A 15,898-nucleotide genomic window follows, 5' to 3' on the forward strand; every position below is an offset into this window, starting at 1 on the left:
ACCGTCGCATCACTGTGCATCGCGCACTTTCTTGATTTCAGCCATCACTTCGCCAACGAGCTCGGCGCCGTATTCCTGGGTGAAGCGCTCGGTGACAGGCTTCAGGTGCTCACGCATGCGTTCGATTTCTTCCGGCGCAACCTCGTTGACCTGCATCCCGGCATCCGTCAGCGCCTTACGCGAGGTCACGTCCATTTCGCGGGAGACCTTGCGCTCGTACGCCTGTGCTTCGAGCGACGCCTTACGCACGATGTCGCGCTCGGTCTCGTTCAGACCGTCCCAGACTTTCTTGCTGAAAATGGCCACCAGCGGATCATAGAAGTGCCCGGTCAGCGACTCGTACTTCTGCACTTCGTAGAACTTGGAGGTTTCGACCGCTGCCAGCGGGTTTTCCTGGCCGTCCACGGTGCCGGTTTCGAGCGCCGTATAGAGTTCGGTAAAGGACATCGGTACTGGATTCGCGCCCAGCGCCTTGAAGGTCTCAATGGCCGTCGGAATCTGCTGTACGCGGATCTTCAGGCCTTTGAGATCCTCGAGCTTGGTGATGGGCCGTGCGTTGTTGGAAACATGACGGAAGCCATGGTCCCAGTAGCCAAGACCGATCAGCCCATGCGGCGGCAAACGCTCGAGCAGTTTCTGCCCTACTTCGCCATCGAGCACGGCGTCCACTTCCTTGGCGTTCTGGAACAGGAACGGCATGCCGTAGAGGCCGAATCCTTTTTCGATACCGGTGAGCAGGCCTGGCGTGACCAGCGTCATGTCGACCGTCCCGCCCTGGAGCGAGGAGATGACCTGAGTGTCCCCGCCGAGCGTGCCGCTGGCGAACACCATCACTTTCATCTTGCCGTCGCTCTTCTCCTTGATGAGCTCGGCGAACTTCTGCGCCCCCAACCCGTGGGGGTGGTTCTTGGCCTGAACGAAGGCGATCTTGAAGCTGTGGCGACCCACCTCTTCGGCATGACTCGCGGCGGAGAACATCAGGGCCGAGCACAGCAATGCGGTCAAGGCTTTTGGAATTATTTTCATGACGGTTTTCCTCTTCTTATGTACGCCTTTCGGCTTCGTTCGGAAGGCCACTGCGACCTCCTTGTCCGCTCGCGCTGCGGCGCGCGAGCACGGTTTCGGGTCAACCTGAGATCCAGCGGGCCGGCACCAGCAGCAGGTCCGGGAAGATCAGCAAGAGCGCGATGATTAGCAACTCAGCGAGCAGGAAGGGCAGCACGCCTTTCACGGTCGACATGAAGTCGATACGGGTCACCCCGGCCACGACGTTGAGCACGAGCCCCACGGGGGGCGTGATCAAGCCAATGGCGCAGGTCATCACGAAGATCACGCCGAAGTAGATAGGATCGATACCGGCCTCTACCGCCACAGGAAGCATGACGGGCGCCAGGATCAGGATGATCGGCGACATGTCCATGGCCATGCCGATGAGCACGATGATCACCACGATCAACAGCATCAAGAGTCGCGGGCTGTCCATCAGTGGCTCAAGCAGCGCGATGACTTCACTAGGCAGGTCGGCCACGGTGATGACCCAGGCCGCGACCATCGCCGACGCCACCAGAAACATCACCATGGCCGTGGTGGTTACCGCATTGAGCAACACGCCATAAAGATCGCGGATGCGCAGTTCGCGGTAGACGAACAACGACACCAGCAACGCGTAGACCGCGGCGATCACGCCCGCCTCGGTCGGCGTGAACACACCAGCCTTGAGCCCGACAAGAATGATGATCGGCAGGATCAACGCCCAGATGCCATCCAGCAGCGCCCGCGCGACTTCCCGCTTCGAGGCGCGCGGTTTGATCTGGATCGTTTCCCGTCTGGATACCAGGTACCAGGCGACGCACAGCGAAACGCCCATGAGCAGGCCCGGTACGATGCCGGCCAGAAACAGCTTGGTGATCGACACGTTACCCGCGACGCCGAACAGAATCAGGCCGATCGAAGGCGGAATCACCGGGGCTATGATCCCCGCGGAAGCCACAAGGCCCGCTGACGTGGCTCGATCGTGACCGACCTTGACCATCATCGGGACCAACAGCGCTGCCAACGCGGCTGCATCCGCGGCAGCCGATCCAGAAAGACTCGCCAGCAGGCATGCGGCCAGAATGGTGACGTAACCCAGACCGCCCTTGATATGGCCGACCAGCGCAACCGCTAGATTGACGATGCGTTTAGAGAGCCCACCGGCGTTCATCAGCTCGCCCGCGAGCATGAAGAACGGCACCGCCATCAGCGGGAAGCTGTCGGCGCCATTGATCAGGTTTTGCGCAATGATTTGGGCGTCGAACAAATCGAGGTAGTACATCATCGCGATCCCGCAAAGGATCAGCGAAAAGGCGATCGGCACACCGATGGCCATCGCACCGATCAGCGAGCACACGAATATGGCGAGGATAGCCATCGTTTCACTCCGTTCTTTCTTTTTGTTTTGTGCGGTATGGCGCGCGTATCAGAGATGCGTTTCGAGGTGCCGCGAATGCTCATGGATATCGCGGCAAACCATCAGACGGCCGATCTCGTAGAGCTGAATCAGCGCCGCAGAGGCGCCAAACACGACGCCCGAGCCGTAGAACCAGCCCATGGAAAACCCGGTGACGGGTGAGGGGAAACTGAGGTTGATCTGCATCTGCACCCAGCTGCCCTTGAGGAACAGCAGCGAGCAGCCAAGCATCAGAATCTGCGCCGCGATCAGACAGATGCGCTCCCCAAGAACGGGCAGTTTTTTCAGCATCAGATCGACGCCCATGTGCCCGCGCTCGCGCAGCACCACCAAGCCGCCGAGAAACGTCAGCCAGACGAACGCCCAGCGCGACAGCTCTTCGGACACGGTGATGCCCTGGTTGAAGCCATACCGCAGCACCACGTTGCCGAACACCAGCACGACCATTGTCGCCAGGCACAGCACCGCGAGGACTTTCAGGAGGGTGAAATAGCCATCGATGATCCGCCGCATCAGCGAGCCCCCCGGAACAGGGTGCCGATCACGGTTCGGACGCGAGCGATACGCGCTTTGCGAGCAGCGCAGGAAGTGACATCAGACATGTGAGGTGACCTTCGCCTGTTGTTTTTATGGGACTGGCGGTCAGCGCCATTGGCAATGACCATAGCACCAGCAAACATTGCACGCAATGTTCATTTTGAACCATACTCGCCCCGTGCAAGCCCCCATAACAACAAGACGCAGGTTCCCGAATGCAGCTCATTACCCGCAACCAGACCGTGGTCGTGCTCAGTGAAAACGATTCTGTCGCCGTCGCGCGGCGGGCCATCGCCAAATCCAGCCCTATCGACGAAATCGGCCTGACGGCCTTGGACGAAATTCCCAGCGGACACAAGATCGCGCGGCGAGATCTTGCCGTCGGCGATCCCGTGCTCAAGTACGGTCAGGTCATTGGCGTCGCGAGCCGGCCTATCACGGCGGGCCAGCACGTCCATGTCCATAACGTCGACATGCCGGCCAGCCACACCACGGACGCGCTACCGCCGCCGGTTGCACGAACGCCGGTCCTCCCGCCCGAAGAACGTCGCCGCTTCATGGGCTACCGCCGACCCGATGGGCGCGTGGGAACACGCAACTACATCGGCATTCTCTCCACCGTGAACTGCTCGGCCACGGTATCGCGCGCAGTTGCCACGCATTTCAACGATTCGCCCCTGCTGCGCTCACTCAATATCGACGGCGTGGTCGCCCTCACCCATGGAGGCGGCTGCGCCGTCAACACCGATTCCGAAGGCTTCAAGTTTCTGGAGCGCAGCATCTGGGGCTATGCCCGTAACCCGAACATCGCCGGCGCCCTCATCATCGGGCTGGGCTGCGAGACCAATCAGATTTCGTCGCTGATGAAAAAGCACGCGCTGGTGGAAAGCGACACCTTCCGCGTCTTCAACATCCAGAACGCCGGTGGCACCCGCAAGAGCATCGAGAAAGCGATCGAACAGGTCGAGACCGTCGCCCGCGCGATCGGCCGGCTGGAGCGCACCGAGGAAAGCGTCGAGCACCTCATGGTAGGGCTGGAATGCGGCGGTTCGGATGGCTATTCCGGCATCACTGCCAACCCTGCGTTGGGCTACGCGGCTGACCTGCTGGTGCGTAACGGCGGCACGGCGATCCTCAGCGAAACACCGGAAATCTACGGCGCCGAGCACCTGTTGATCCAGCGCGCCATCAGCCACGATGTCGCCAGGAAACTCCTCGAGCGCCTGCGCTGGTGGGAGCACTACACCGCCATCAACGGCGCTGAACTGAACAACAACCCTTCCCCCGGCAACAAGGCCGGCGGATTGACGACCATTCTTGAAAAGTCCCTCGGCGCCGCGGCTAAGGGCGGCTCGACGTCGCTCAACGCGGTCTACGAATACGGCGAGCCGATCACCGAAAAAGGCTTCGTGTTCATGGACAGTCCCGGCTACGACCCGGTCTCCGTTACCGGTCAAATTGCCTCTGGCGCCACCGTGATCTGCTTCACGACAGGCCGCGGCTCGGTTTCGGGCTTCAAACCGGCTCCCTGTATCAAGCTGTCGACGAATACCGAGATGTACCAACGCATGCAGGACGACATGGACATCAACTGCGGTGGCATCGTGGATGGTCAGGAAAACATCGTACAGGCGGGTGAGCGAATCTTCGAAACGATCATCGAGATCGCATCGGGTTCTCCCTCGAAGAGTGAAGGTTACAACTACGGCGATAACGAGTTCGTGCCCTGGCCGGTAGGCGCGGTGACCTGATGCTGGCAAGGCTCGGCTGAGGTTTTGCTGCGCCGCGCAAAACCTCAGCCGACCCGTTCAAGAAAGGGCACGTCCTCCACGGTGTTCTGCATTTTGAACTGGGTCAGACGCTGGCTTACCTTGCGCTCAGCGATCAGCAGATGCTCTTCCATGTACGCGCACGCCTGGTCGACTCGGTGCTCACGTAGGCTCTCGAACACCGCAAGGTGCTCCTGAAAGAACGGTTCTTCCTCCGGGAAATAGCTCTTGTCGAGCAGAATGTGTTTACCGGAGAGCAGCAGCGAGTGCGTGCGCTGCAACAGCGTCAGCATTTGCCGGTTCGGGCAGTAGCCTAACGTGCGGATATGCAGATCACTTTCCAGATCGTCGAAGTGCCGGCTTTCCATCTCCGGGTACTGCTCCACTGCCTCTTGTAGCCGATCGATGAAGCGCACCACGCGCGCCTTCGGCAAGTGCTCGGCCGCGCGTGAAAGCACGTAAGGTTCGAGGCGTCGGCGGATTTCGTAGAGGTCCGCCAGACGTTGCTCATCCCACTCGGGAACGAGCCAGCGCGAGCGTTCGTCTTTCTCCAAAAGCCCCATCAATTGCAACCGCGTAAGCACCTGGTTGGAAACGGTACGGCTGATGGAAAAGTGCCGCGATAATTCCAGTTCATTGATACGGTGCGAACCGAACAAGGAATGCTGCAGCAGCTCGCGCTCGATCGCGTCGTAAACCCCTTGCCAGGATTCGGTGCGCTTGGGACGGCGTGCCGGTGCGATGGCGAAATCGTCGGCGCAGAGCGGGCGCCGCTGAGGGGTAGCGGGCTCGGTGCCCACAAGATAACCGCGTCCTTCGAAGGTCTGGATGAGGCCGTTTTCAGACAGGCGTGCCAGGGCCTGACGAACCGGCGAGCGGCTGACGCCAAAAATGTCGGCCAGCGGACCTTCCAGCAAGAGCGTGCCTGGCTGCAAACGTCCCGCCTGGATACTGGCGAGGATCAGCTCGAAAAGCTGATTGTTGAGGTGTTTCTTGTTCATAGTCCCTAGGCGCGGCCCAATCTGCGGCGTCCGGCGGCTCATCCACCAAGCGCAGATGATAGCCGAGCGGCGCGGCGAGTAGCCAAAGTCCAGCGGACCGCAAGGACATTCGGAGGGGAAGAAACGATGTAGAGCACCGGACGAAGCGACGGCCTGGATTGCGGGCGACTAAAGTCGCCCCTACAGGGACCGCAGATATCTTCTGTAGGGGCGACTTTAGTCGCGTATGACGCAACCGAAGCGCACTCGCCGCATCAATTCACGCCGGGATAGGCGCCACCGTCGAGCAGTAGATTCTGCCCGGTGTAATAGCCCGCATGGCGGCTGCATAAAAGGGCGCAGAAGGCGCCGAATTCTTCCGGCGAACCGAAGCGCCCTGCGGGAATTCCTGCCTGACGCTCCACTGCGATCTCATCTGGAGAACGTCCGCTTTTAATAGCGGCTGCCGCCAACGTCTTATGCAAGCGCTCGGTCTCGAAGGCCCCCGGCAGCAGGTTGTTGATCGTGACATTGCGCCCCGCCAACCTCGGCTGACGCGCAAGGCCCGCGACGAATCCGGTCAGGCCACTGCGTGCACCATTGGAAAGCCCCAGGATGTCGATCGGCGCCTTGACCGCGCCCGAGGTGATGTTCACCACTCGCCCAAAGCCGCGCTCGGCCATGGCATCGACGCAGGCCTTGATCAGCTCGATCGGCGTGAGCATGTTGGCATCCAACGCTTGTAGCCAGTCATCGCGGGTCCAGTCGCGGAAATCACCCGGCGGCGGTCCCCCTGCATTGGTGACGAGAATGTCGATGCGCGGCGCTACGGCTAATGCACGCTCGCGGACGGAGGAGTCGCTGATGTCGCCAGGAGCGCCGCGCACCTCGATATCCGGGTGGGCCTCACGGAGCGCACGCACGGTGCTTTCCAGTGCCTCGGCGCCCCTCGCGTTGAGCACTAAATTGACGCCCTCTGCCGCCAACGCCTGCGCGCAGCCCCGGCCTAAGCCTTTGCTGGAACCGCAGACCAGCGCCCAGCAGCCCGAAATGCCCAGATCCATACCGCCACTCCTCGTTGTGCCTCGCCACGAATGTGTATCGACCGACCGGGCTCCGCTTAAAGCGAGGCGTCCAGCATCTGCCGATAGTCCTCGGCGCTCGCCTCGCGCGGATTGGTCTTGTGGCTGTGGTCGGCCAATGCGCCTTCGACGATCCGCGGGAACAGCGCAGGGTCTACATCCAACTTCGCCAGGCCCAGCGGCAAGCCGAGCCGTACATTCATCTCGCGCAGTGCCGGAATGATCGCATTCGGACCGTCGAGATCCATCGCCTGGGCCATGCGCGCCAGTTTGTTGTCCTGCCGCATGCCCGGTGCGTCGGCATTGAACGCAACGACCTGCGGCAGGAAGATCGCGTTGAGCGTGCCGTGATGCAACCGCGGATTGATACCACCCAGTGAATGACTGAGGCTGTGCACACAGCCCAATCCTTTCTGAAACGCCATGGCGCCTTGCATCGACGCGCTCATCATGTTGAGGCGCGCCTCGCGATTATCGGGTTCACGGGTCGCACGTTCGATGTAGGCCCAGCCTCGGCGCAGGCCATCCAACGCGATACCGTCCGCCGGCGGATTGAAGAGCGGCGACATGAAGGTTTCCATGCAATGGGCGATGGCGTCCATGCCCGTGGCGGCCGTCAGCATCGGTGGCAAGCCGAACGTCAGTTCGGGATCGCAGATCGCGGAGCGCGGTATCAGATAAGGCGACAGCACGCCAACTTTGCGCCCATCGTCAAGGATCAGGATCGCGCCCCGACCAACCTCGCTACCGGTGCCAGCGGTGGTCGGTATGGCAATGACCGGCGCCACGGCGCTGGTGATGCGCCCCATTCCCCCTTCTATGACCGCGAACTGCTTGAGCGGCCCTTCATGGGTACCGCACACCGCCACACCCTTGGCCAAGTCGATGGACGAGCCGCCACCGACGGCGATGATCCCGTCGCAATCGCTGTCGCGGTACAGCGCCGCCGCCACACGCACGGCGCCTTCATTCGGGTTTGGTGGGGTCTGGTCGAAAATCGGCACCGCGCCGCTGTCGGCGAGTTGCTTCAGAACCTGATCGACGATGCCAACTGCGCGTACGCCGGCATCCGTTACCAAAAGGGGTCGGCGAATGTTCAGACGTTCGCATTCGGCCTGCAGCTGGCTGATGGCCCCGAAGTCGAACTGGACCTGGGTGAGGTAATTGATGAGCGCCATGGAAAACTCCTGTTGTTCTTGTAATAGCTGGGCCGTCCGCACTTGGATAGGATGCGAGAGTGGCATCGCGTCCAAACGCCGTCGTGACCGAACACTATGCCGCGCGATTCGCCATGGCTAATGAGAGCGCCTGATACAAATATAACCAAAGGCTATAGCGATGCTTCCGTCGATCAATTCCATCCTTTCCCGCCTACGCCTGAAGCAATTGCGTCTGCTTATCGCACTGGGCGAGCAAGGGTCTCTGATCAAGGCAGCGGAGCAGGTTGCTATCAGCCAGCCCGGCGCTACGAAAGCGCTGCAGGAGATCGAAGCCACCTTCGGTACCACGCTGTTCGTACGCACACACCGGGGGCTGGAGCCAAATGATCTGGGCCATTGCGCCATTCGTTATGCGAAGTTGATCCAGACCGACCTCGGCCATTTGCGCGACGAAATGATCGGCATCCTGCAAGGCCATGGCGGGCGTTTGGCGGTCGGCACTATCATGGGCGCGGTCCCCTTCCTGAGCGAAGCGCTGAGCGCCCTGCTCGAACGTCGCCCAACGCTGTCGGTCGAGATCGTCGAGGACACCAGCGCGCGCTTGCTCAAGTTGCTCGACCAGGGCCGACTGGACGTCGCGGTCTGCCGAACGAGCATCAGTCGCCAGCCAGAACTCTATGACAGCCTGCCGATCCGTCAGGAGACGCTCGCGGTGGTTGCGAGCCGCGCACACCCATTGGCCAGTCGCGAAACGCTGGAACTGGCCGACCTCGCTGAATCACGCTGGGTGGTGTATTCCGCCAATATGCCCATGCGCGTAACGCTGGAGCGTGAGTTCCACGACGCCGGTATCCATTTCCCCACGCAGTTGCTGGAAACGACGTCCGCGTTCACCACGCTGACGCTGCTGCAGAAGAACCCGAACCTGGTCGCACTACTGTCGATCGACGTGGCGCGCTTTTGTACCGCTTTTGGCATGACGACCATCCTGCCCCTACGTCTGCGCAATACCAGCGAGCCCTACGAGTTGATTACGCGCCGCGGCGCCACTGTCTCACCCGTAGCGCGCCTCTTGATCGATCAGCTCACCTCATCACCATCGTTCGAGCAAGGCACGGACGGCACCTCATCAGCTGATCGGGATGTTGGTCACGACCCGTAGCGCCAGCGCTTCGTAGCCGTCGAGTTCGATGCGGAAATCACCTTCCGGCGTGAGGTCGCCTTCCAGCCGTTCACTGATGATGTCCACCACTGGCCCAGGCTCGATATCCGGGAAGTGCAGCGTTTCGCTGAGGGGCTCGGGCCCGAAGTTCAGGGCGGTGACCTGAATACCACGCCCTGCCGGCAGTTCGTGCACCATCACCAATAGCGAGGGATGTTCGGTGACCGGCACCAGCAATTGCCGCGCCGATGCCACACCGTAGGAGCGCCGCACCGCCAGGATACGTTTGACCTGCGAGGCGAAGGACTCCGGATCCTTCAACTGCTCGACCACGCTCCCGTACAGGGCGCGGGTTTTCGGGATGCCCTCGGCGGACACCTCGGCGTCGGGGTTTAGATCGCCCAGGTCATAACCACCACGGTTGATCCAGCGCGTATCGCCGTCCTGCATCAACGCTTCCACCTCTTCTGCCGGTAACGGCAACGCACCGACCAGGTCCCAACCGGAGATGGCAAACACCCCCGGCTGCATAGCGTTGTACATGACGAGAAGCAGGTGTAACTGCTGGATATTCTTCGCGTCGATAGCCGTGATTGTGTCCAGGTCGCGGATACCCAGCGTAGCCGTGATGATGCTCGTCGTGGTGCAAGCGACGCCATTGGTGACGAACTTGAGGTTATAGGGCGCGTGCTCGCCGGTCAGCCGCTCGTACATTTCCGTGCGGACGTGCTCGCGCAGGATATTGCCGGGCAGGCTCTGGCCCTTGTAGTGATAGGTGTCGTTGGCGTGCAGCGTCCAAAAATGCACCAGCTCCAACGTCAGCTCGTCATGGTTTTGCATGGCGTGGATCAACGACGCTGGGTCGATGCCGAACGCATGCATCTGGTGCAGCATCAGCCGCAGGAATTCCACTTCTCCGGTCACCAACGCGTGCTGATACGCCGGACGGGTGACGAAGTCGTAAGTGAGATCCGCGCCGCCGTGGGACATGGCAGCGATGTCGTCCAGCGTCAGGTTGAGTTCCTGGAAGCTGAAACCACCGGCTTTGCGAATGGTGCCACCCAGCAACTGGTTGCCGGTGACTGATAAGGGATGGCTTTCCGACCAGGCATGCTGGCCATGAGGGCGCTTTTCCACACCCAGGAAACCGTTGGCGTCGAGACGCACACCCCGCGCGCCAAGCACATCGATGGAATGCAACGCATCCCCGATCACCATACGTTGCGCGGCAAACGTCGGGTCCAGCCAGTTGAGGGACGGTTGCCCTTCCTTGAAGTAATGCAGATAGACCCAACGACGCGTCTTGCCGTCGACACCGATGATGGGCGGCGTCGCGCTCCAGTCGGTCTCCTTCACTCCCGGTTCGAAGAAGATCACCCGTTGCAACTGACCGACGATGTAGTGCTTTTCGCTCAGCGCATCGACCACGTCCGGCATGAGGTTCACCGCATCGCGGCCTTCCGGCACGTCCGGCAGCATTCCCCAGTCGGGTTCATGGATTTCCACCATGTGGTAGAGGCCCGGGTAGTCCTCGTAGGCCATCTCCGCCAAACGGAAATCAGCGCCCTTGCCAGTGTGGGACGGAATTGTGTCGTCGATGACCACCGCATTGTGCGCGGCCGCCATTCGGCTCAGGCGAACGAACTCCTCCTCGGTGCCAAAACGCTCATCGATGCCGAGACCGATGCGATCGAAATTGCCATCGATCGTGGGTGTATACCGGCGCCCAGTGAGCCCGCCGGACTGCTTCATCGGGCCGGTGTGAATGCCTTGCACGCCCAACTCGGAGAGTGCGGACCACACACTGTCATCCCCCAGGGCATCGAGCACCGAGCCCCCCTCTCGCGTAATCATCGACGGGGGGTAGGCGGTGAACCAGACCGACGCCACGGCAGTCACGGCCCGCGGCCGCGCCTGGGCATAGGCATGTTGCCAAAGCCGCCCTTGACCAGCATAGAGACGGGAACGTTGCTTTGCGGTTTCGAGCATGGACTGCTCGATCAGCCATTGGAGGTAGTCCGGATCAGGTTTCGCCATGGCGACAATGGACCTCGTTCAGTGTGCGGTCGGCGGGTGTGCTAATTCAGAGCGGGCACGAGGCCCCAACGTTCACTCGATGGGCGTTCGCCCATCCGCGCTGGTAGGATGAGCCGAAACAGCGAACACGAAGTACCCATGTCGGACAAACCTAATAGCCGCAAGGGCAGAGCCTCCGGCGGCGTCACCTTATCGGACGTGGCGAAAGCCGCCGGCGTCGCGCCAATGACCGTGTCCCGTGCACTCAATCAGCCGGGTCAGGTGAAGGAAGAAACGCTGCTCAAGGTGCGCGAAGCGATCGAGAAAACCGGCTATGTCCGCAATCTCGTCGCGGGCCAGTTGGCGAGTAATCGCAGCCATTTGGTCGCGGTGGTGGTGCCCATCCTCACTAACCCGATCTTCTCCGACACGTTCCAGGCGATCACTGAGCGCCTCGGTAAATCCGGCTACCAGGTGCTCTTGGGGATATCCGGCTACGAGCCCGACAAAGAGCAGGAGCTCCTGGAGGTGATTCTCAGTCGACGCCCGGACGGCATCATTCTGACCGGTACGCTGCACACCGAAGCCAGTCGCCAGCGGCTGCGAGCCACCGGGGTGCCGGTGGTGGAGACCTGGGATTTGAGCGTCGATCCGATCGACATGCTCGTGGGGTTCTCTCACGAATCCGTCGGTAGAGACATCGCTCGCCACCTGTACGGCAAAGGCTATCGCGCCTTCGCCACCCTGACGGTGGGCGATCCTCGGGGTCAGCGGCGCATGGCCGCATTTCGCGAAGAACTTCGTGCACACGGAATCACGGACGTGCCCGAAGCGTGTTTCCCCGGCGTACCGACGCTCGAGCACGGCCGCCTCGGACTGCGCGAGCTGCTGAAAAAGGCGCCGGGGCTCCGTGCAGTCGTGTGTACCTCCGATACGCTGGCGCATGGCGTCCTGACCGAAGCACTGGCGCAAGGGCTGCGGGTACCGGAGGACCTCTCCGTGCTGGGCTTTGGCGATATGAATTTCGCCGCGCATACCCTGCCTCCGCTCTCAACGGTGAAGATCGATGGCCGCGCGATGGGCGACGTTGCTGCGGCGGCTCTACTCAAGCGATTGCTCGAAAACGAAGACGCGACCGTCCAGCACGATATCGGCTACACAATCCTGGAGCGGGAAAGCACGCGGTAAGGCTTCAGCCTTTAAGCTTCGGCATCTGGGTTAAGCCCACGCAGGTCTTACAGATGCCCGCTCCTACAGGCTCCGAGTCGGCTACGCTACGCCTAATCAATCACCTAGGTGCTGATTGGAAGCGCTCTGCACTTCTATTCCCCGGCACTGACATACCTCGCCTTTCATCCCAGCCTTGCCAGCTCCACCAGGAATCGATAGCGTACAGCGTCAAATGGTAGCGATACCATTCCGCATCGAATTACAAATCCAACAAGATCAGCAGGCCCGCTGCCGGGAGATCAACCATGAAAATCGTAATGATTGGAGAAGCCGCGACTCACCGCGACGAAATTGCCGCCGAGCTTGGCTTCGAGGCCGAATATGTCGCGCTGCCACGTGAAGCGCACGAATCCCCAGAATGGGATGAGCAGATTGACGGCGCAGACGTGCTCGTCGCCATGCGATTCAAGCGTCCGAACAAAGCCGAAGTCCCGCGTTTTCGCCTGCTGCACGTTCCGGGCGCGGGCCTCGACGGTATCGACTTTTCGATCATGCCGGCTGGCAGCGTCGCCTGTAACGTCTTCGAACACGAGATCCCCATGGCCGAGTACGCCATGGCGACAATGCTCGAACACGAAATCGACCTCGGTAAAGCGCGTGCAACGTTCGATACCGAGCGTTTCTCCGCCGCCTACCTCGCCCGCAAACCGCGCGGCGAGCTGTTTGGCAAGACGGTCATCATCGTCGGTTTCGGGCGCATCGGTCAGGCGGTCGCTACGCGTGCGCAGGCGTTCGGCATGAAGGTCATCGCGATCTCCGGTCGTGCCGAGAACGGACACGTCGAGGGCCCCTGTAGTGAAGCCTACCGCGCAGAGCAGATCGACGAGATCCTGCCGCGCGCTGATTACGTGGTTCTGAGCTGCCCGTTAAATGACGGGACACGCGGCTCGTTCGGCTGCACCCAATTCGATGCCATGCGCGAGGATGCGGTGCTCATCAACATCGCGCGCGCCGCAGTCGTCGACGAGGATGCGCTTCACGCGGCCCTGACCGAGCAGAAGATCGCCAAGGCGTTTCTTGATGTCTGGTACCAGTACCCCGCTGGCAGCAGCGACACCGTCGCGCCGGCCAAGCACCGCTTCGAAGACCTGCCCAATGCGTTCTGCACGCCGCACATCTCCGGCTGGACTCACGGGCTATTCGAGCGCCGCTATTCGTTCATCGCGGCCAATATCGCGCGTCTGAAATCCGGCGAAAAACTACAAAACGTCGTTTACGGAGAGGCGTGAACCATGAAGATCACTCGCATCGAAACCACCCGCCTGAAAAGCCTGCCGAATCTGCTTTGGGTCGAAGTCCATACCGATGACGGCCAGATCGGTCTTGGCGAAACCTTCCGCGGCTCCGAAGCGGTGGAAGCCTACATTCACTCCTTGTCGGCCGGGATGTTGCTGGGCAAGGACCCTCTCCAGATCGAACGTCACAGCAAGGCGATGCTGCGTGGTTACCTTGGCTTCAACGGCTCCGGCGTCGAAACCCGGGCGGCATCGGCGCTGGATATCGCCCTGTGGGACATCTTCGGTCAGGCGGTGAACCAGCCGCTCTACCAGTTATTGGGCGGCCTGGCGCACGACAGCATGCGTGCCTACAACACCTGCGCAGGCGGCAACTTCAACACCGGAGGTGAACAACGGCGCATCGTCTCGAAGGGCGATACCCAGGTGACAGGCCGCTACGACGATCAGGTGGCCTTTGTCGAATGCCCCGATGAACTGGCGCAGAGCCTGATCGAGGAAGGCTTCAGTGCCATGAAGATCTGGCCGTTCGACAGCTTCGCGCTGCAGACCGGCGGCCAGTACATCAGCTCGGTGGACATCAAGAAGGGCCTGGAACCGTTTGAGAAGATTCGCAAGGCAGTCGGCGATCGCATCGAAGTGATGTGCGAGTTCCATTCGCTGTGGAACACCACCACCGCATTGGCCATCGCCCGCGAGCTAAAGGACTACAACATTTTCTGGTCAGAAGATCCGATCAAAATGGACTCCGTCGGCGCCCTCGCCGACTACCGTCGTCACGCCGGCATTCCGGTATGTGGCAGTGAGACGCTTGCGACCCGCAGCGCTTTCCGCGACTTGCTCGCAGCCGATGCAGTCGACTACGTGATGCTCGATCTGTCGTGGTGCGGCGGGATCAGCGAAGCGAAGAAAATTGCCACCATGGCCGAGGCGTACCAGAAGCCGATCGCGCCGCACGACTGCACCGGTCCGGTGGTGCTGATGGCATCGCTGCACCTGGGCCTGTCCAGTCCCAATGCGATCTTCCAGGAAGTCGTGCGTGCGTATCTGGCCGGGTTCTACCAGGAACTCGTCACGACGCTGCCGAACGTGCAAAACGGCTTCCTGCTGCCACCCACTGGCTCAGGACTGGGGACTCAGCTGAACCCGGCTTTGAAGCAGAAAGCAGATGCGGTGGTGCGGGTTTCCGCGCTTTAACGTTCCATACCCCCAAACTGCGGGGGCGGGCCTAACCAGACCCGCCCTGCCGACTCCAAAATCGCTTCGCGGCATGGCCCGCTCCCACAAAAGTCCAGCGCGCATCCATGCGTTTTTTGTAGGAGCGGCCTTGGCCGCGAAAGCGGTCTTTCATGCGACCGATAAGCAACCGACACACCACGCCTCCACATACGACTGTGGGAGCGGGCCATGCCCGCGATAGGCCTAACCAGGTCTACCCTGCCAACTCCAAAATCGCTTCGCGGGCATGGCCCGCCCCCACGAAAGTCCAGCGCGCATCCACGCGCTTCTGTAGGAGCGGCCTTGACCGCGAAAGCGGTCTTTCATGCGACCGAAAACCAAATGGTGCCGCCGCAGCATCCAGCCTCACAAGGACGGCGAGCGTCGTTCACCTGGAAAGCTTCGTCGTGCCTGAGTCTGCTTTCGCGGCCAAGGCCGCTCCTACGAAAAGCGTCCCTCACCGCTTCCACATAGCTAAATCGAATCCCTTCCTGCCACCGCCGGTCTACTGAAAAGACACCCGACCCTGGCCGCCTGCAATGAGCACCCTGTCTCAAACGATCTCGCAAACCGCCCTCGACGAACTGTCCGGCTTCAGCGATCCGGAACAGATCACCCGAACCCTCATGCGTCTCGTGATCGCCGCATTACTCGGCGGACTGTTGGGCTACCAGCGTGAGCAAAGCGGCAAGGCCGCGGGTGTGCGTACGCATATGCTAGTCGCCGTCGGTGCCGCCCTGCTGGTCATCGCCCCCGAACAGCTAGGGCACGGAGGCGATGCGTTGAGCCGAGTGATCCAAGGCATCGTCACCGGCATCGGCTTCCTGGGGGCCGGCACCATCATCAAAGGCAGCAGCGTCGGTGACGTGAAAGGCCTTACCACCGCCGCCGGCATCTGGCTCACCGCGGCAATCGGTGTTGCCGCCGGGCTAGGTCATGCGTTTTCGGCGACCGCCTGCACCCTACTGACCTTGAGCATCTTCTTTTTCATTCCCCGTCTATTGAAACAAGGCGGCACGCGCAACGAGGAATGAATCTCAAGCTGAACGAACACGACAAA

The 15,898-nt window shown here is 61.2% G+C and carries 13 protein-coding genes; 6 read left to right on the forward strand and 7 right to left on the reverse strand.

Going from position 1 to position 15,898, the window contains the following annotated elements; genetic code table 11:
* Positions 1–9 precede the first annotated feature (9 nt).
* The 3 genes from IEY47_RS16130 to IEY47_RS16140 all read right to left on the reverse strand — a co-directional run bounded on the left by IEY47_RS16130 (position 10) and on the right by IEY47_RS16140 (position 2,962).
* Entirely contained in the window at positions 10–1,026 is a 1,017-nt protein-coding gene (locus IEY47_RS16130; protein WP_188984516.1) for a TRAP transporter substrate-binding protein, read from the reverse strand.
* 100 nt (positions 1,027–1,126) lie between these two features.
* On the reverse strand, positions 1,127–2,410 hold the full coding sequence (locus IEY47_RS16135; protein WP_188984518.1) for a TRAP transporter large permease subunit: 1,284 nt from the start codon (positions 2,408–2,410) through the stop codon (positions 1,127–1,129).
* Positions 2,411–2,458: 48 nt separating this feature from the next.
* Entirely contained in the window at positions 2,459–2,962 is a 504-nt protein-coding gene (locus IEY47_RS16140) for a TRAP transporter small permease (protein WP_188984520.1), read from the reverse strand.
* Between the two features lie 239 nt (positions 2,963–3,201).
* On the opposite strand from IEY47_RS16140, the gene IEY47_RS16145 reads away from it, so the two are divergent.
* On the forward strand, positions 3,202–4,737 hold the full coding sequence (locus IEY47_RS16145; RefSeq protein ID WP_188984521.1) for a UxaA family hydrolase: 1,536 nt from the start codon (positions 3,202–3,204) through the stop codon (positions 4,735–4,737).
* 44 nt (positions 4,738–4,781) lie between these two features.
* On the opposite strand, the gene IEY47_RS16150 is transcribed toward IEY47_RS16145, so the two are convergent.
* The 3 genes from IEY47_RS16150 to gbd all read right to left on the reverse strand — a co-directional run bounded on the left by IEY47_RS16150 (position 4,782) and on the right by gbd (position 7,995).
* The gene (locus IEY47_RS16150) at positions 4,782–5,756 is read right to left on the reverse strand and encodes a GntR family transcriptional regulator (protein WP_188984523.1); all 975 of its coding nucleotides are present in this window, start codon (positions 5,754–5,756) and stop codon (positions 4,782–4,784) included.
* A 254-nt stretch (positions 5,757–6,010) separates the two neighbouring features.
* Positions 6,011–6,799: an SDR family oxidoreductase gene (locus IEY47_RS16155; RefSeq protein ID WP_188984525.1), complete on the reverse strand. Its 789-nt coding sequence runs from the start codon at positions 6,797–6,799 to the stop codon at positions 6,011–6,013.
* Between the two features lie 56 nt (positions 6,800–6,855).
* Positions 6,856–7,995, reverse strand: coding sequence for a 4-hydroxybutyrate dehydrogenase (gene gbd / locus IEY47_RS16160; RefSeq protein WP_188984526.1), 1,140 nt, complete (start codon positions 7,993–7,995; stop codon positions 6,856–6,858).
* 160 nt (positions 7,996–8,155) lie between these two features.
* Between gbd and IEY47_RS16165 the strand changes: the two genes are divergently transcribed.
* A complete protein-coding gene (locus IEY47_RS16165; protein WP_188984528.1) occupies positions 8,156–9,139 on the forward strand; it encodes a LysR substrate-binding domain-containing protein in 984 nt (327 codons plus the stop codon).
* On the opposite strand, the gene treS is transcribed toward IEY47_RS16165, so the two are convergent.
* Positions 9,107–11,176 carry a maltose alpha-D-glucosyltransferase gene (gene treS / locus IEY47_RS16170; protein ID WP_188984530.1) on the reverse strand — a complete coding sequence of 690 codons (2,070 nt, stop codon included), beginning with the start codon at positions 11,174–11,176 and terminating at the stop codon, positions 9,107–9,109. The genes IEY47_RS16165 and treS overlap by 33 nt on opposite strands.
* 138 nt (positions 11,177–11,314) lie before the next feature.
* Here treS and IEY47_RS16175 point away from each other — a divergent pair, with 138 nt between their 5' ends.
* The 4 genes from IEY47_RS16175 (at position 11,315) to IEY47_RS16190 (ending at position 15,872) form a co-directional block, all read left to right on the forward strand.
* Complete coding sequence (locus IEY47_RS16175) at positions 11,315–12,343, forward strand: LacI family DNA-binding transcriptional regulator (protein WP_188984532.1); 1,029 nt, start codon at positions 11,315–11,317, stop codon at positions 12,341–12,343.
* Positions 12,344–12,630: 287 nt separating this feature from the next.
* A complete protein-coding gene (locus IEY47_RS16180; RefSeq protein ID WP_188984534.1) occupies positions 12,631–13,614 on the forward strand; it encodes a 2-hydroxyacid dehydrogenase in 984 nt (327 codons plus the stop codon).
* 3 nt (positions 13,615–13,617) lie between these two features.
* Entirely contained in the window at positions 13,618–14,817 is a 1,200-nt protein-coding gene (locus tag IEY47_RS16185; RefSeq protein ID WP_188984536.1) for a mandelate racemase/muconate lactonizing enzyme family protein, read from the forward strand.
* Positions 14,818–15,377: 560 nt separating this feature from the next.
* Positions 15,378–15,872: an MgtC/SapB family protein gene (locus IEY47_RS16190; protein WP_188984537.1), complete on the forward strand. Its 495-nt coding sequence runs from the start codon at positions 15,378–15,380 to the stop codon at positions 15,870–15,872.
* The last annotated feature ends 26 nt before the right edge of the window (positions 15,873–15,898 follow it).

Source organism: Pseudomonas matsuisoli (assembly GCF_014647635.1).
GTDB lineage: Bacteria > Pseudomonadota > Gammaproteobacteria > Pseudomonadales > Pseudomonadaceae > Pseudomonas_P > Pseudomonas_P matsuisoli.